This is a genomic window from Pseudomonas sp. MWU349, assembly GCF_017947325.1.
GTDB classification, from domain to species: Bacteria; Pseudomonadota; Gammaproteobacteria; order Pseudomonadales; family Pseudomonadaceae; genus Aquipseudomonas; species Aquipseudomonas protegens.
On the sequence record NZ_JAFEVP010000002.1, the window covers coordinates 303,631 to 319,804 of the forward strand.

The window sequence follows — 16,174 nt, forward strand, 5'->3', positions numbered from 1 at the left end:
AAGAAGAAATGAAGGTTAACCAAGCGCCCGAGCGTTGGACAGCTCAGTCTTCGATCCGGCCCAGCTCCAGTTGCGCACGGCGGTCGCCGGCACGGGCAGCCTGACGCAACAGGTCATGGCCGATGCGACGATCACGGGCGTTGCCGCATTCGCGGCACATCAACTGGCCCAGGCGACTCTGCGCCGCGACCACGCCTTCCCGGGCCGGCTGCTTGAGCAGGCGCCCAGCAAAATGCTTGACGTTGGGGTTGTGACCAAGGCGCGGGCTGTCCAACAGCCAGAGCGCAACGCGCAGGGAAAACCGCTTGGGTTCGGTAACACTGGTAGGGGTCGCGGTAACAGAAGGTGATACGGAGCGAAACTTCATAAAGCACTGTGGGGCAGATCGGAAGGCGCGCCACTCTACTCCTTTTTTCGCCCGGGTAAAGCCTAAAAGAGCCAGCACGCCCGTCCTAGAGCAAGCGCTTGGGACAATCCACAGAAGCTGTGGATAACTCAGTGGACAACCCCTCCACAACCCTCCCAAAGCCCCATGAGACGGGCCTTGCAGTCAAACTGACGATTTTTTCACCAGTAAAAAAAAGCGATGTTTATCATTGACTTAAATTCTCGAGACAGGCTAAGGGGCGGGCGTTGGGGAAGGTGACAACGGGGTGACACGCTGCGCAACAAGTGTGCACAACCTTGCGCAGATTAACGCCGGTAACGCACTGTTTTCGTACACGCCACAACGGCAACGGTTACACAGCTGATGCTTGAGCCTCTGGCCTCCTCTGAAAGTTTTTTCCTAGCACACTTGCATTATGTCGTTCAACTCAATAGAATCCTCGCCGTTAGTACCAAGCTGAAAGTCAATTCTGGTCGAACAAGTCCCATCGACAGCGTCCCCAACCGAGCACAACGTCGAACACCAAGGACCGACCACCTCGATGGTTTCCAGGTAAAGCTCACCCTATCGCCCTTGATACGAATTCAACGGCAGTGCTAGAGCCACTTACTCTGACCGAACCAACCTGCAAATTGATCAGGATCTGCACCCCGGGCCCCGAACCTTTGCCCTTGCTGTGTTGCCTGCCCTCCTAAGTACCTACCTGCCAGCCCTAGCGCGACCAATCAACGCGCTGCAACTGGCTGCTTTGTTCCAGTCAGGTTCTTCGTTTGACCAATGCTGGTCGACGTTTACTGGAACGTTTTAACGTTGCACGGTTCTTAACCGTGTCATTTGTAGGAACACCTAATAATTATGTCTACTCAAATCCAGACTCAGGATGCCATTCGCACCCTAACCCACGCCTTTGCACCATTGAACTGCCTGATCATGGCCGCTCGCAAAGGTTGCTTCAGCTTCACCCTGGTCAACGAACATGGGATCGCCCGTCACAGCGAACGCCTGTATCCCGACCAGTATTCCAGCGCCGAACCGCTGCAGGCAGTGATCGAACGTGCGCGCCAGGCCCTGGTTGCCTGATACGCCGAACTGCTGAAAACCCTGAAAAGCCTCGCCTGATCGCGGGGCTTTTTATTGCCTGCAATTCGCCCATTTACCCCACAGAGCAAAGTACCAATCGATATAAGGCTTATAACAAGAGAAAGGAAATATTTTAAAAACAGTCCTTTACAGCACAGATATGACACTACACTTCAACTCAAGCGGCCTGAACCGCTTCCGGCAAACCTGATCCTTTTTTTGCTGCCAAGCGCCCTTCAGGTTTCGCCGGCCATTTCACGCTTCGAGGGCTTTATGGGTATCGCCGCCAGCGAGTTGTGCCGCTATGTGATCCGCCCGACGCTGATGTACCTGGGCAGCCATAGCAAAACCGCTGAAGCCTTGCTGCTGGGCATTGCCGCCAGCCAATCGGCGCTGGGCTCAGCGCTGCACGATCGTCGTGGCCACGGCCTCTACCGCATTACCGAATTGCGCCATCAAGCTCTCTGGGACCAGTACCTGGCACTGGATCCGGAACGGGCCAGCCTGGTTCGCGGACTGGCCAGCCAGCATGCGTTCCTCAGCGGGCCGCACCTGGAACTGACCGTCAACCTGCGTTACGCCACCGCCATTGCCTGGTTGCTGGTGGAAGAACAACACACGCCGCTCCCCGCTGCCGACGATCTGCTCGGCATGGCCCGCATCTGGAGGAAGACCTTTCAACCACAAGGACGTTTAAGAGATTTCGCCTGCGCCTGGCAGACCTGCATTGCACCGTTAAACCAGGTCGCCTGCTGACAACGACTTTTACAAAATCGGAGAAATAAGCCGATTTTGGTCGGATTGTCCTACAAAAATGCTCTAAATCAACTGTTGCAGCCTATAGCGCCGAGATCGAAATGTTGGTAATTTTCGCCTCGGTGATCACCAGGAGTTCTAATAATGAAAAAAGTAATGCTCAAATCCACCATAAGTCTCGCGGCTGCTCTTGCCTCTACTCAACTCTTCGCCAGCGGCTTTGCTCTTAACGAACAAAGCATCAGCGGCATGGGTACCGGCTTCGCGGGTCGTTCCTCTTCTGCCGAAGATGCCAGCACCGTTTACGGGAACCCTGCCGGCATGTCCCTGCTGCAACGCGATCAGGTAACTGTCGGCGTAGCGGCAATCGATGCCAAGACCAACCTGAAAAATGTCAAGGGCGGCCCACCCGGCGGCACCAGCGACGGCGACATGGTTCCGTTCACCAGCGTTCCTATGGGGTTCTTCGTCAAGCAACTGGGCAACGGCTGGGCATTGGGTCTGGGCGCCTATGCACCCTTCGGCCTGGTTACCAACTATGAGTCCACTTCTGCCAGCCGTTATTACGGCGACAAGAGCGTAGTCAAGGTCATAACCCTGCAACCGACCGTCAGCTATGCCTTCAATGACATGGTGTCGATCGGTTTCGGCCCGACCATCAACCGCCTGAGCGGTGAACTGACTTCCGCGACCCCGTTTCCAAACCCTGCGCTCTTCGGCCGCAATGACGGCAGCGTGAAGATCAAGGGTGACGATACCGCCATCGGCTACAACGTCGGCATCATCGTCCAGCCTACCGACACCACTCGCCTGGGCCTGACCTACCACTCGAAGGTCAAGTACAAGCTGGAAGGCCACACCAACATCGCCGGCCCGGGCTTCGGTCCGTTCAATGGCGGCCGTTACGACGCCTCGCTGGACATCACCACTCCGGAAGTCGTCGACTTCTCGGTTACTCAGAAACTGGATGACCAGTGGACCGTCTACGCAGGTAGCACCTGGACTCGCTGGAGCCGCCTGAAAGACATCACCGTGAACAACGAAGGTGTTCCTGCTCTGCTTGGCGGCTCTGCGGGCCCGATCGGCACCATCACCGAGCCACAGAACTGGCACGACACCTGGGCCTCGGCTGTTGGTGTTTCCTACAAGGTCAACAAAGAGTGGGTTCTGCGCAGCGGCCTCTCGGTTGACCAGGCGCCAACCAACAACACCGACCGTTCCGTACGTATCCCTACCGGTGACCGTAAGGCCATCAGCTTCGGTGCCGGCTACAGCCCGACTGAAGACCTGACTCTGGACCTGGCGGTTTCCTACCTGAAGGAAGAAGACGTCAACGTCAACAGGACCGGCAAAGGCAATGCCTACAGCGCTACTTACCAGAACAGCGCATGGGGCTACGGCCTGGGCGCCACCTACAAGTTCTAACGAACTCTAGGCCGCGCAGTTTCAAACCAATAAAAAACCCGCAGATGCGGGTTTTTTATTGGCTAATGAATAGACTTTCTCAGGGTTTGGACGCCAATGCCTTCTCCACCGCTTCGATGAACTCCGGATTGTCCGGCTTGGTCAGGCTGGAAAAGTTGGCAATCACATTGCCCTGGCGATCCACCACGTATTTGTAGAAATTCCACTTCGGCGCGCTGCTCTGCTGCGCCAACACCTTGAACAGATGCACCGCATCCGCCCCCCGGACCTTCTGCGGCTCGGTCATGGTGAAGGTCACGCCATAATTGACGTAGCAGACCTTGGCAGTCTCCGCGCCATCCTTGGACTCTTGCTTGAAGTCATTGGAGGGCACACCCACCACTTCCAGCCCTTGATCCTTGTAACGCTGGTACAGCGCCTCAAGGCCTTTGAATTGCGGAGCGAACCCACAGAAGCTCGCCGTATTGACCACCACCAGCGGCTTGCCGGCAAAGCGCTGGCACAGGTCGATGGACTCCTTGGCGTGCAATTTGGGCAAGGAACCCTGCAACAGGGGCGGGCAGTCCGCTGCCCATGCCGAGCCGGCCAAGGTCGCGAGTAAAGCTGGAACCGCAAACCAGCGCATAGCCATGTCCAGAATCCTTGTCAAAGTGTCGGGCTACGACGTTACTCGCCCCCTCGCTCCCCTAGCAAGCACCCATGCCCAACTGCATCAGCGCCAGCCCGCCCCGGTGCCAACCCCACCAGGCCAGCAGCAACAATAGAATGCCGAGGCCCAGACCGGCACCGCGCAGCAGCCAGCGGTTCATGCCGCGCTGGCCTGCAAGCGCGCCACCGGCCGCTCGCGCACCGGCCAGTTCAGAGCCGCAGCCAACAGACTAAGGAGAATCGCCACCTGCCAGATCAAGTCGTAGCTCCCGGTACGGTCATACACCACGCCCCCCAGCCAACCGCCAAGGAAAGACCCCAATTGGTGGAACAGGAACACAATGCCGCCGAGCATGGACAGGTTGCGCACGCCAAACAAGGTGGCCACGGTGCCGTTGGTCAAAGGCACGGTGGACAGCCAGAGAAAGCCCATGGCCATGCCGAACAGATAGGCGCTGGTCTGAGTCACCGGCAGCCAGAGGAACAGCCCGATCACCACCGCCCGCAGCAGATACAGGCCCGTCAGCAGGCGCGGCTTGGACATCCGCCCACCCAGCCAGCCGGCGGTATAGGTACCAAAGATATTGAACAGGCCAATCAGGGCCAGCACCGTGGTGCCCACGGTCGCCGGCAAGTGCTGGTCCACCAGGTACGCCGGCAGGTGCACACCGATGAAAACCACCTGGAAGCCACAGACGAAAAAGCCGAATGCCAACAGCCAGAACCCTGAATGGGAACAGGCTTCACGCAAGGCCTCCATGAGGCTCTGCTCATGCCCCAGCGCCGGCAGCGGTTTGTCCTTGAGCATGCTCACCAATGGCACGATCAAGGCCACCAGCAAGCCCAGCACCAGCAGCGCCGTAGACCAGCCCAGCCAGCCGATCAGCCCCAGGGTTCCGGGGAGCATGGCAAATTGGCCGAAGGAGCCTGCCGCACTGGCAATCCCCATGCCCATGCTGCGTTTTTCAGGCGGCAGGGCGCGGCCGACAACACCGAGAATTACCGAGAAGGATGTACCCGACAGGCCTATGCCGATCAGCAGCCCGGCACTCAGGGACAGGGTCAGGGCCGAATCCGACAGCCCCATGAGCACCAGCCCGACCGCGTACAGCACGCCACCCACCAGCACCACTTTCGCCGCACCAAAACGATCGGCCAAGGCTCCGGTAAAAGGCTGGGCCAGCCCCCAGATCAGGTTCTGCAGGGCAATGGCGAAGGCGAAGACTTCGCGCCCCCAGCCAAACTGCGCGCTCATGGGCGGCAGAAACAGCCCGAAGCCATGCCTGATCCCCAGCGACAAGGCCAGGATCAGTGCGCTGCCGAGAAGCACCCAGCCGCTGGTACGCCACATCGATGACATTTTTATTCTCCAGTTGCGGGTATATACCCGCTTATAGTCGAACGAAAGGCGCTCAAGACAGTTCGTTCAGCAAGGCCAACAAGGTTTCACGCTTTTCCACACCCAGGCGATCGATCAACCGCTGCTGAGCCGCTTCCCAGGCAGGCAAGGCCGCCACCAACCGCTCATGCCCAGCCTCGGTCAACAACACCAGGCGGTTTCGCTGATCGTCCCCTTCCTGCAGGCGCACCAGCCCTGCAGCTTCCAGGACCCGCACGTTGCGCCCGAGCGTGCTGCGATCCAGCCCCATGGCTTCCGCCAGGCTGGAAATGCTCGGCAGATCAAGGCGCAACAGATTGTTCAGCAGAGAATACTGGGCAACGTTGATCCCGAAGCCATCAAGGGCGCCGTCGTAGTACCTGCTGACGCCACGGGCGGCACGACGCAGGTTGGTGCACAAACACTGAGAGGGAAGCATGATGCGTGTATATACCCGTGATTATTCCAAGGCAAGATTTTTCATGAAAATCGTCAATCCCGTGCTCCACTCAAAACAGCGCCACCCCGAGCAATACGGCAGTTTCCAACAGCTCAAGCACCGCCCCGGCAGTGTCTCCGGTGGTACCACCCAGGCGCCGCATCATCACTTGCCGCAGCCAGAAGAACAGCACAGTGGCCAGCAGCACAGCCCATAACCCGCTGTAGCCCCCCAGCAGCAAACAGGCCAGCACGCTCAAGCCCAGCACTTGCCGCCCGGCCACACGTGGCAGGTGGTCAGCCAGCGCCTGCCCCAGCCCACCGGCACGCACATAAGGCGTGCAGAGAAACAGGCCCAGCAATGCCCCACGGCCGATCAACGGCGCCAGCAACAAGGCAAAGCCCTGCTGCTGTTCGATCAGCGCCACCAGGGCGGTGAACTTGAGCAGCAGCACCAGCACCAGGGTCACCACGGCGATCGGACCACTACGGGGGTCCTTCATGATGCTCAGGGTCCGCTCTCGATCGCCAAAGCCCCCCAGCCAGGCATCGGCACTGTCCGCCAGGCCATCCAGGTGCAGACCACCGCTGAGCAGGACCCACGCGGTCAGCAGCAAGGCCGCATGCAGCAACAGGGGAACACCGCCCAGCATGGCATTCAGCACCCACAACAGCACGCCGAACAGCAGCCCCACCAACGGATAGAACAACAGCGAGCGGCCCAGCTCTTCAGGCCGGGGCATGCCCGGCAGGCGGACCGGCAGGCTGCTGAGAAACTGCAAGGCAATCCAGAACGGCAACATCTCAGCCCTCCTCGCTCATCCGGCCTTCACTTTCGACTTGCAGACGAAACAGCGCGCCATGACCCACTTCAACATTCAACAACTGCTGGCGCGGCAGCCCTCGAGCCCGGGCCAGCAGCAGGCGCATGACCCCGCCATGGCTGACCAGCAGCACACGCTGCCCGGCACAGGCCTGGTACAAGCGCTCTATCGCCCCCAGCACCCGCTGGGAGAACAGCTCTACCGGCTCGCCCCCAGGCGGGGTAAATGCATAGGGATCGGCCCAGAAACGCCCCAGATCATCGGCGTCGGTTTCCATCAGCGCCGCCGCGCTCTGCCCTTCCCAGGCGCCAAAGTGCAGTTCCTGAAGGTCAGGCTCAAGGCTCAGCGGCAACTGCAATTGCCCCGCCAACTCTTGGGCAAAACGCGCGCAGCGCTGCAATGGCGAACTCAGTACCCTATCCCAGGGGCCCCGCCCCTGGACGGCTTCGCGCATCTGCTGCCAGCCCGTTGCAGTCAACGCATCGTCCAGACTGCCGCGCAGGCCGCCACCCAGTTCGGTTTCACCGTGGCGCAACAGGTCCAGGTGCAAGGTCATGCCGGACGATCCGCCACTGCCGCTTCGGCGAAAGTCGCCATCTGCCCGTGCAGGTCACAGGCCAGCCGCAGCAACGGCACTGCCAGGGCGGCGCCGCTGCCTTCCCCCAGGCGCAGGCCCAGGTCCAGCAGCGGCTCGGCTTGCAGGGTCTGCAACACATGCCGGTGCCCGGGCTCGGCGCCCTGGTGGGCGAACAGCAACCAGGGCGCGCAGGCCGGATTCAGACGCACCGCCACCAACGCAGCGACGCTGCAGATGAAACCGTCCACCAGCACCGCAATGCCCTGCTGGGCACACGCCAGGTAAGCCCCCACCAGCGCCGCCACTTCAAAGCCGCCCAGGTTGAACAGGGTCTGCAAGGCATCGCCGCGAGAGGCATCGTGCAGCGCCAGGGCACGCTCGATAACCTGCGCCTTGTGATTGACCCCCTCGGCATTGAGACCGGTGCCCGGCCCGGCCAGTTGTGCCACTGGAATCCCCAGCAGGGCACAGGCAATGGCACTGGCTGCGGTGGTATTGCCGATGCCCATTTCACCGCCGATAAACAGCTGGGCGCCGTCGGCATGAGCCCGCAGCGCGCTGTCGCGGCCGGCTTGCAGGGCCTGCTCGCCCTGTGCACGGGTCATCGCCGGCCCCTGGACAAAATTCTGCGTGCCGGCCCCCAGGTTCAGGTGGCGCACCCCCGGCAGGTTCAAGCCTGGCGTCACTGTTCCCAGATCCACCACCTCCAGTTGCGCCTGCAGTTGCCGGGCCAGCACGCTGATGGCTGCTCCGCCGCTGACGAAGTTCAACAACATCTGCCCGGTGACTTCCTGCGGGTAGGCGGAAACGCCCTCGGCCACCACCCCATGGTCACCGGCGAAGATGGCGATCCATAGCCGCTCGATGCCGGGCTTGAGCCGCCCTTGCAGGCCCGCCAGGCGTACCGCCAGTGGTTCCAGGCGCCCGAGAGAGCCGGCCGGCTTGGTCAGTTGCTGCTGACGCGCCAGGGCTTGCTCGACCATCTGGGTGTCGATTGCCTTGCAGGGTTCCAGCCACCAGGAGTTACTCATAACGCAGTTCCTTTCAAAGTCAGGGGCAGGCCGGCGACCGTCAGTACCACTCGCTGACAACGCTCGGCCAGGGCTTGATGCAGCCAACCGGCTTCATCCACATAGCGGCGAGTCAATTCGCCCAGCGGCACGACACCCATTCCGGTTTCGTTGCTGACAAAAATGATCTCCCCCGGCAAGCTCGCCACGCACTGCAACAAGGCCTCGCGTTCGGCGGCCAGCCGCTCGGGGTCCTCGAGCATCAGCAGGTTGGTCACCCACAGGGTCAGGCAGTCCACCAGCAGGCAGCGCCCTTCGCCGGCAGATTCCTGCAGCACCCGGGCCAGCTCCAGCGGCTCCTCGATCAAGCCCCAATGGGCCGGACGCCGCTCGCGATGATGGGCAATGCGTTGATTCATCTCGCCATCCAGGGGCTGGCTGGTGGCGATGTAAGTCACCGCCAGGGCGCTGTCGCCGGCGAGCTTTTCAGCGAGGCGGCTCTTGCCGGACCGGGCACCGCCGAGGATCAGTTGCAACATGCTTGGGCACCTCTGATAGGGAAGACGGCCTGGGTTGAGCGCTCAAAGGCCACAGAGCCGACGCAGTGCAGCGGTGTCCAGGTGATGCTCCACCAGGTCCGCCAGACGCTCGATATCGCGTTCACGCAAGGCGTGGTAATCCACCTCCTGCACCGCTTCGAGCCCGGCCCAGCGCAACAGCGCACTGCAGGCCGCAGGGGTTTCGAACAGACCGTGCAGGTAGGTGCCGAGGATCTGCCCGTCGGCGCTGCAGGCGCCATCGCTGCGGCCGTCGTCCAGTTGCACGGCGGCCTGCTCCAGGGCCGGCCCGCGAGTGACCCCGGCATGAATTTCATAACCACTGACCGCGGCATTCTCCAGGCTCAGGCGACCGCTGACGTTACGCAGCTGCTTCTCTTCTTCGAGCACGGTTTCAAACGCCAGCAGGCCCAGGCCGGGGCTGGAGCCCGCGGCGCCTTCGAGCCCCAGCGGGTCATGCACCTGCTCGCCAAGCATCTGCAGGCCACCGCAGATGCCCAGCACTTTGCCGCCGTAGCGCAGGTGGCGGGCAATCGCCCGATCCCAGCCGTTGCTGCGCAGGTAGGCCAGATCGCCCCGCACGCTTTTCGAGCCGGGGAGGATGATCAGATCGGCAGCAGGAATCGCCTGGCCGGGGCCGATGAATTGCAAGTCGACCTGAGGATGCAGGCGCAACGGATCGAAATCCGTGTGATTGCTGATGCGCGGCAGCACCGGCACCACCACCTTGAGCAACTGTTCGACCTTGCCCACCTGGCGTTGGTCGATACCGTCCTCGGCTTCCAGGTGCAGGTCCAGGACATAGGGCAGCACGCCGATCACCGGCTTGCCGGTACGGGCCTCCAGCCAGTCCAGGCCCGGTTGCAGCAACGCCAGGTCGCCACGAAAGCGGTTGATGATGAAGCCCTTTACCCGGGCCTGCTCACTGGGAGACAGCAGCTCCAGGGTGCCCACCAGATGGGCAAAGACCCCACCACGGTTGATGTCGGCGATCAGCAGCACCGGGCAGTCCACCGCCTCGGCAAAGCCCATGTTGGCAATATCGCCGGCTCGCAGGTTGATCTCCGCCGGCGAGCCGGCGCCTTCCACCATCACCACCTGATAAGCGCTTTTCAGGCGCTCATGGGACGCCAGTACAGCCTGCATGGCGATGGCCTTGTAGTCGTGATAGGCCACGGCGTTCATGCTGGTCACGGCGCGGCCGTGAATGATTACCTGGGAACCGGTGTCGCTATTGGGCTTGAGCAGCACAGGGTTCATGTCGGTGTGGGGCGCCAGGTTGGCCGCCTGGGCCTGGACGGCCTGGGCCCTGCCGATCTCGCCGCCATCGGCAGTCACCGCACTGTTGAGGGCCATGTTCTGGGGTTTGAACGGCACCACGCTGACACCCTGACGCCGCAGCCAACGACACAGGGCCGTCACCAGGGTGCTCTTGCCGGCATCCGAGGTGGTGCCTTGAACCATCAGAGTGCTCATGGATATTCCTTGCGATAGGCCTGCAGCGCCTGTTCCAGGCGATCCCAATCGGCCTCCTCGGCGGGCAGGCCGAAGCGCAGGCTGCTGTTATGGGTGAACAGCCGCAGGAGAATGCCGCGGCGCGCCATGAAGAGATATAGCGATTCGGCCTCGGCACTGATCAGCCACTGAAACAGCGCGCAACCGCCCTGGGGCTTGAGACCGTGGCGCTCCAGGACTTCAACCAGACGCTCGCTCGCCGCTTCGCTGCGCAACCTTTGCCGGGCGTGCCCCTGGGTATCGCGCAGGCAGGCCTGCCCCACCACCCGGGTCGGCCCGCTGACTGCCCAGGGGCCGACCTGCTCCGCCAGCAGTTTGAGCAACCGGCGCTCGGCCAGGACAAACCCCAGACGTACTCCGGCCAGGCCAAAGAACTTGCCGAACGAACGCAACACAATCAGCCCCACCTGATGGGCGTGGCGGGCCAGGCTCAGGTGCGGGGTGTTGTCCATGAAGGCTTCGTCCACCACCAGCCAGCCGCCGCGCTGAGCCAGGCGCGCGTGCCAATCCAGCAGGCGCTCCGGGGTCAGGCTCAGGCCGGTAGGGTTGTTCGGGTTGACCACCACCAGCACATCGAGGCTGTCGATGAAGAAATCCACTTCCTGCTCCAGCACTTCGCGTACGCGGTAGCCGCTGCGACGCCAGGCTTCGGCATGCTCGGCATAACAGGGCGACAGCACACCGACCTTGCCCGCCCGACGCAAGCGCGGCAGCAACTGGATTGCTGCCTGGGAGCCGGCCACCGGCAGCACTTCACTGGCGCCATAGTATTCACGAGCCGCCTGTTCCAGTCCGTCTTCGGTTTCCGGCAGGCGCGCCCAGGCACGCTGCGCAATGGGCGGCAGGGGGAACGGCCAGGGCGCCAACCCGCTGGACAAGTCCAGCCACGCATCTTCGGCAATCCCGTATTGCTCGGCCGCCTTGCGCAGTCGTCCGCCGTGCTCAAGCATAGAATTCAGCCCCCAGGCAAAGAATCAGCAGCCACAGCCAGACACCCCGCTGCACCAGCTGCCAGCCACGATCAATGGAGCCGGCACTGGCCGGCTCGCCTTCGCCCAGTTGGGGGCGCTGATGCAGCTCACCGTGATAAATCGCTGCGCCGCCCAGCTCCACTCCCAGGGCGCCCGCCCCGGCCGCCATCACCGGGCCGGCATTCGGGCTGTCCCAGGTCGGGCCCTGGCGGTGCCAGCACTTGAGTGCCAGCCGGGTCTTGCCCAGCAAGGCGTAAGTCAGGGCCACCAGGCGCGCGGGAATGTAATTGAGCAGGTCGTCAATCTTCGCCGCGGCCCAGCCAAAGCGTTCGAAGCGCTCGTTGCGGTAGCCCCACATCGCATCCAGGGTATTGCTCAGACGGTAGAGCACCACCCCGGGCGCGCCGGCCACGGCAAACCAGAACAGCGCGGCGAACACCGCGTCGCTGCCGTTTTCCAGCACCGATTCGGTGGCCGCGCGGGCCACTTCGGTGGCGTCCAGCTCGCTGGTCTGGCGGCTCACCAGAAACCCCACCCGGCGCCGCGCTTCTTCCAGATCGTCACTGCGCAACGCCTGGGCCACCGGCTCCACATGCTCGCCGAGGCTGCGCAGGCCCAAGGCGCAGTACAACGCCAGGATTTCCACCAGCCAGCCGATGTAGGGCAACCAGGACAGCGCGGTGGCCACCAACGTCAGGGGCACCACCGCCAGCACCCAGGCGGTGACACCATGGCTGCGCCAGCCGCGGCCGGCGGAGTTGAAACGTTGCTCAATACGATCGGCTACACGGCCGAACGCCACCAGCGGATGCCAGCGCCTGGGTTCACCCAGCAGCGCATCCAGCGCGACCCCGGCGACACTCAGCAAGGCCACACTCATTGACTCACTCCCCAGTAATTCTCATACAACAACTCACTCAGCGGCCGCGGTTGCGCCCAGCCTTCCAGTGCCAGCATCGGCGCCGGGTAGAATTCGGTGACCGGGCCCAGACACAGCACGGCCACGGGCTTGGCACCTGCCGGCAGCCCCAGCAGATCGGCCAGGGCCTGGGGATCGAACAAAGACACCCACCCCATTCCCAGGCCTTCGCTGCGGGCCGCCAGCCACAGGTTCTGGATGGCGCAGGACAGGGACGCCAGGTCCATCTCCGGCAGGGTCCGACGGCCGAAGATGTGCCGTTCGCGCCCATCCATCAAGGCGGCCACCAGCACCTCGGCACAATCGTTGATGCCTTCGACCTTGAGCTTCATGAACTCGTCGGAACGCTCACCCAGGGCTTGGGCGGTGCGCACCCGCTCCGCCTCCACCAACTGCTGGATGTGCTTGCGCAACAGGCGGTCGCTGATGCGAATAAAACGCCAGGGCTGCATCAGCCCGACACTGGGCGCCTGATGCGCTGCTTCCAGCAAGCGCCGCAGCACTGCCGGCTCGACACTGCCACCTGTGAAATGACGCATGTCGCGGCGCTCGGCGATGGCCCGGTAGACCCCCTCGCGCTGCGCCTCAGAGAACCCCTGCTCACTCACCCGCCACGCCCTCGGCTAAAACCGGCTCAACAGACGCGCCCGGCGCAAACAACGCTGCCACCGCCGCCGGATTGGACGGGAAATAGAAGTGCACATAAGAGGCCGTCATCCGCCCCTGGCGATACACCGCTTCCGCGCCGCGCCCGCCGTTGGGGCTGAGCCCACGGGCGATGGGCAGCAGCTCGGTGCTGGTCAGGGAATGGTGGTAGGTGTGGCCGCGCAGACTGCCTTCGGGCAACTCCACCGCTTGCAAGGCCAGTGCCGCCAGGCGCTTCTGCATTACCGCATCTCCGGGCAGCAGGCCCAGGAGCTCGGCACGCTGGCCTTCGACATCGGTCAGGGAGTCCAGCAGGTAGAGCATGCCGCCGCACTCGGCGAGCAGCGGCTTGCCGGCCGCGTGATGGGCACGAATGGCCTGCAGCATGCTGCTGTTGCGGGCCAGGGCCTGATGGTGCAGTTCGGGATAGCCGCCGGGCAGGTACAGGCTGTCCGCGTCGGGCAGCTGGGTATCGTGGATCGGCGAGAAGAAGCTCAACTGCGCCCCCATGGCTCGCAACAGATCGAGGCTGGCGCCATAGGTGAAGGCAAACGCCTCATCCCGCGCCACGGCAATCCGCACGCCCTTGAGCAGCGGCGCGCAAGCCACCGGCGTGGGTGCGGCAAAACTCACCGCTGGCGGCAGTTCCACCTGGCAACTGCTGGCCAGGGCCTCGGCGGCGGCATCCAGGCGCAGGTCCAGATCATTCAACTCGCTGGCCTGCACCAGCCCCAGATGGCGGCTGGGCAGCTCGATATCGGTTTCCCGGGACAAGGCGCCATACCAGCGCAAGCCCTCAGTCAGGCTGCCTTCCAGCAACTGCGCATGGCGCAGGGTACCAACCCGGTTGGCCAGCACCCCGGCAAAGGGCAGGTCCGGCTGGTAGCGCGCCAGGCCCAGAGCCAGGGCGCCGAAAGTCTGGGCCATGGCGGTGCCATCGATCACCCCCAGCACCGGCACGCCGAAATGCTGCGCCAGATCGGCGCTGGAAGGGGTGCCATCGAACAGGCCCATGACCCCTTCGATCAGAATCAGGTCGGCCTCGCCCGCCGCCTCCCAGAGCAGCCGGCGGCTTTCCTGCTCACCCACCATCCACATGTCCAACTGGTACACCGCGGCGCCACTGGCGCGCTCAAGAATCATCGGGTCGAGAAAATCCGGGCCGCACTTGAAGACCCGGACCTTGCGCCCCTGGTTGCGGTGCAAGCGGGCCAGGGCCGCGGTCACCGTGGTCTTGCCCTGGCCGGAAGCCGGCGCGGCGATCAGCACCGCCGGGCAATGACGAACATCAGTCATGAATTCACGCTCACAGCTCAACACCTTTCTGCGCCTTGATCCCGGCTTGGAAGGCGTGCTTGACCATGCCCATCTCGGTCACGGTATCGGCCAGCTCGATCATCTCCGGCTTGGCGCCGCGACCGGTCACTACCACATGCTGCATGGGCGGACGGGCCTGCAGGTCGCTGAGCACCTGGTCCAGGTCCAGGTAGCCGTGCTTGAGGGCAATGTTCAGCTCGTCGAGCACCACCAGGCCAATATCCGGGTTGCTCAGCAACTCCCTGGAAACCGCCCAGGCAGCTTCGGCCGCAGCGATATCGCGCTGGCGATCCTGGGTTTCCCAGGTAAAGCCTTCGCCCATCACGTGAAAGCGCACCTGCTCGGGGAAACGCCGGAAGAACAGTTCTTCGCCGGTGCTGTTACGACCCTTGATGAACTGCACCACGCCACACTGCATGCCGTGGCCCATGGACCGCGCCAGCATGCCGAACGCCGAGCTGCTCTTGCCCTTGCCGTTGCCGGTCAATACCAGCAGCAAGCCGCATTCGTTGGGCGAGTTGGCAATGCGTTCATCGATCACGGCTTTTTTGCGCAACATGCGCGCCAGATGGCGCTCGTCACGATCGGGGGATTCACTCATGGGGCAGCTCTCCGTTGGGGCTGGGGAACGGGGGGCAGGGAAAAGGAACAGACGGCGCTAGCCTGGCATCGCCCACCGTGATGCCGTTGGATGGATCAGGCCGGTCTCCGGGCTCATGAGCGGCATGGCTGCCGGACTGCGCGCCTTCCCGTGTCATTGACACAGTGGCATCAGGCGCAGTCTTGACTCATCTACCGTTGCGGGGGCAGCGCCGGAATCGTCGTCGGCTCCCTCACTGGAACAGACCCTGACCGGCTTCCCTGTTTCACTCTGTCGGCCACGGGCCACAGAGCACCTGAAACAAGTCGCGAAGGTTAGAGGGTTGGGGGTGGAGCGTCAATTAAAGCCGGCCGGCGCCCCCGGCACAAAACTGCACTGCATCAATAAACTGACGCCAATCTTGTGCCACACTCAGGGCAATGATATCAAATAGCCACTTTCCGGCGCCCCTAGCGCCAACCACACAACAATAAGGGGTCAGTTCGATGCAAGGCATGATCATCAGCAATCCGAAGCTGGAATTCCTGCGCCCGATGCTGGAACGCTGGTTCGATTGCATCGATCGCTACAACGCGGTTCGCGGCGATAACGAAACGCCCTACTGGTTCGACGAGCAGGCCAATCTCGGGCTGCTCAGCGCGGCGGCCTGGATGGCCGAGATGGTCAGCCTGGAACACAGCCCCAGCAGGAAGCAGCAGGAGGAAGGTGCGCGCAACGCCCGCACCGACCTGTACCTGGCCACCAAGGAAGAGCGCGCCTACATCCACGCCACCCAGCGCTGGCCAAGGGTCAACAGCCTGAACCTGACCCAGGCCCTGCTGGACGTTGCCCAGGATGCAAGAAAGATCAGCTACGCCAGCGACCTGAGACTGGGCTGCCTGTTCGTTGCCCCACAGAAATCCCAGCACAGCGCCACGCCGGAAGAGCTCCAGGACATGCTAGACGAACTGCAGAAGGAGCACTGCTGCGCCGTGGCCTGGTACTTCCCCTATGCCTATCGCAAGCTGCACAACGAGGCCGGACACTACCACCCAGGTGTCGCCGTGCTCTTCAAGGAGGCCCGCTGACCGGGCGGAACCATCGGCTGGCTATGCTTCTCTATGACTACGACGTCCGTGCACTCAT

The 16,174-nt window shown here is 62.8% G+C and carries 19 protein-coding genes and 1 riboswitch; of the genes, 4 read left to right on the top strand and 15 right to left on the bottom strand.

Features of this window, described 5'->3' with window-relative positions:
• Nucleotides 1-43: 43 nt before the first annotated feature.
• A complete protein-coding gene (locus KCG88_RS08535; protein ID WP_047288434.1) occupies nucleotides 44-367 on the bottom strand; it encodes a sel1 repeat family protein in 324 nt (107 codons plus the stop codon).
• 876 nt (nucleotides 368-1,243) lie between these two features.
• Between KCG88_RS08535 and KCG88_RS08540 the strand changes: the two genes are divergently transcribed.
• From KCG88_RS08540 to KCG88_RS08550, 3 genes are all read left to right on the top strand, one after another.
• Nucleotides 1,244-1,468: a hypothetical protein gene (locus KCG88_RS08540; RefSeq protein WP_011062680.1), complete on the top strand. Its 225-nt coding sequence runs from the start codon at nucleotides 1,244-1,246 to the stop codon at nucleotides 1,466-1,468.
• Between the two features lie 273 nt (nucleotides 1,469-1,741).
• A complete protein-coding gene (locus KCG88_RS08545; protein WP_047288436.1) occupies nucleotides 1,742-2,224 on the top strand; it encodes a hypothetical protein in 483 nt (160 codons plus the stop codon).
• 144 nt (nucleotides 2,225-2,368) lie between these two features.
• The gene (locus KCG88_RS08550; RefSeq protein ID WP_047288437.1) at nucleotides 2,369-3,649 is read left to right on the top strand and encodes an outer membrane protein transport protein; all 1,281 of its coding nucleotides are present in this window, start codon (nucleotides 2,369-2,371) and stop codon (nucleotides 3,647-3,649) included.
• Between the two features lie 79 nt (nucleotides 3,650-3,728).
• Here KCG88_RS08550 and KCG88_RS08555 read toward each other — a convergent pair whose 3' ends face one another.
• The 14 genes from KCG88_RS08555 to cobO form a co-directional block, all read right to left on the bottom strand.
• Nucleotides 3,729-4,280 carry a redoxin domain-containing protein gene (locus KCG88_RS08555; protein ID WP_047288438.1) on the bottom strand — a complete coding sequence of 184 codons (552 nt, stop codon included), beginning with the start codon at nucleotides 4,278-4,280 and terminating at the stop codon, nucleotides 3,729-3,731.
• Between the two features lie 55 nt (nucleotides 4,281-4,335).
• Nucleotides 4,336-4,458 carry a hypothetical protein gene (locus tag KCG88_RS31110; protein WP_015636629.1) on the bottom strand — a complete coding sequence of 41 codons (123 nt, stop codon included), beginning with the start codon at nucleotides 4,456-4,458 and terminating at the stop codon, nucleotides 4,336-4,338.
• Complete coding sequence (locus KCG88_RS08560; protein WP_199522003.1) at nucleotides 4,455-5,648, bottom strand: MFS transporter; 1,194 nt, start codon at nucleotides 5,646-5,648, stop codon at nucleotides 4,455-4,457. The genes KCG88_RS31110 and KCG88_RS08560 overlap by 4 nt, the downstream gene beginning before the upstream one ends.
• A 61-nt stretch (nucleotides 5,649-5,709) precedes the next feature.
• A complete protein-coding gene (locus KCG88_RS08565) occupies nucleotides 5,710-6,114 on the bottom strand; it encodes a MarR family winged helix-turn-helix transcriptional regulator (protein ID WP_047288442.1) in 405 nt (134 codons plus the stop codon).
• A 70-nt stretch (nucleotides 6,115-6,184) separates the two neighbouring features.
• Nucleotides 6,185-6,916, bottom strand: coding sequence for an adenosylcobinamide-GDP ribazoletransferase (locus tag KCG88_RS08570; RefSeq protein WP_011062686.1), 732 nt, complete (start codon nucleotides 6,914-6,916; stop codon nucleotides 6,185-6,187).
• A 1-nt stretch (nucleotide 6,917) separates the two neighbouring features.
• Nucleotides 6,918-7,493 carry an alpha-ribazole phosphatase family protein gene (gene cobC / locus KCG88_RS08575; protein WP_047288444.1) on the bottom strand — a complete coding sequence of 192 codons (576 nt, stop codon included), beginning with the start codon at nucleotides 7,491-7,493 and terminating at the stop codon, nucleotides 6,918-6,920.
• Entirely contained in the window at nucleotides 7,490-8,545 is a 1,056-nt protein-coding gene (gene cobT, locus KCG88_RS08580; protein ID WP_210712226.1) for a nicotinate-nucleotide--dimethylbenzimidazole phosphoribosyltransferase, read from the bottom strand. The genes cobC and cobT overlap by 4 nt, the downstream gene beginning before the upstream one ends.
• On the bottom strand, nucleotides 8,542-9,063 hold the full coding sequence (gene cobU / locus KCG88_RS08585) for a bifunctional adenosylcobinamide kinase/adenosylcobinamide-phosphate guanylyltransferase (RefSeq protein ID WP_210712227.1): 522 nt from the start codon (nucleotides 9,061-9,063) through the stop codon (nucleotides 8,542-8,544). The genes cobT and cobU overlap by 4 nt, the downstream gene beginning before the upstream one ends.
• A gap of 42 nt (nucleotides 9,064-9,105) precedes the next feature.
• Nucleotides 9,106-10,557, bottom strand: coding sequence for a cobyric acid synthase (locus KCG88_RS08590; RefSeq protein WP_047337537.1), 1,452 nt, complete (start codon nucleotides 10,555-10,557; stop codon nucleotides 9,106-9,108).
• Nucleotides 10,554-11,546: a threonine-phosphate decarboxylase CobD gene (cobD, locus tag KCG88_RS08595; RefSeq protein WP_210712228.1), complete on the bottom strand. Its 993-nt coding sequence runs from the start codon at nucleotides 11,544-11,546 to the stop codon at nucleotides 10,554-10,556. Before cobD ends, KCG88_RS08590 begins: the two co-directional genes overlap by 4 nt.
• Entirely contained in the window at nucleotides 11,539-12,447 is a 909-nt protein-coding gene (gene cbiB, locus KCG88_RS08600) for an adenosylcobinamide-phosphate synthase CbiB (RefSeq protein ID WP_210712229.1), read from the bottom strand. The genes cobD and cbiB overlap by 8 nt, the downstream gene beginning before the upstream one ends.
• Nucleotides 12,444-13,094, bottom strand: a complete 651-nt coding sequence (gene bluB / locus KCG88_RS08605; RefSeq protein WP_047288452.1) for a 5,6-dimethylbenzimidazole synthase — start codon at nucleotides 13,092-13,094, stop codon at nucleotides 12,444-12,446. Before bluB ends, cbiB begins: the two co-directional genes overlap by 4 nt.
• Complete coding sequence (locus KCG88_RS08610; RefSeq protein WP_210712230.1) at nucleotides 13,087-14,427, bottom strand: cobyrinate a,c-diamide synthase; 1,341 nt, start codon at nucleotides 14,425-14,427, stop codon at nucleotides 13,087-13,089. Before KCG88_RS08610 ends, bluB begins: the two co-directional genes overlap by 8 nt.
• 10 nt (nucleotides 14,428-14,437) lie before the next feature.
• Nucleotides 14,438-15,049 (bottom strand): cob(I)yrinic acid a,c-diamide adenosyltransferase, encoded by a 612-nt coding sequence (gene cobO, locus KCG88_RS08615; protein ID WP_015636640.1) that lies wholly within the window; start codon nucleotides 15,047-15,049, stop codon nucleotides 14,438-14,440.
• An 80-nt stretch (nucleotides 15,050-15,129) separates the two neighbouring features.
• A riboswitch (cobalamin riboswitch) is annotated at nucleotides 15,130-15,363 on the bottom strand.
• Nucleotides 15,364-15,534: 171 nt separating this feature from the next.
• On the opposite strand from cobO, the gene KCG88_RS08620 reads away from it, so the two are divergent.
• The gene (locus tag KCG88_RS08620) at nucleotides 15,535-16,116 is read left to right on the top strand and encodes a hypothetical protein (RefSeq protein ID WP_047288455.1); all 582 of its coding nucleotides are present in this window, start codon (nucleotides 15,535-15,537) and stop codon (nucleotides 16,114-16,116) included.
• Nucleotides 16,117-16,174 lie beyond the last annotated feature (58 nt).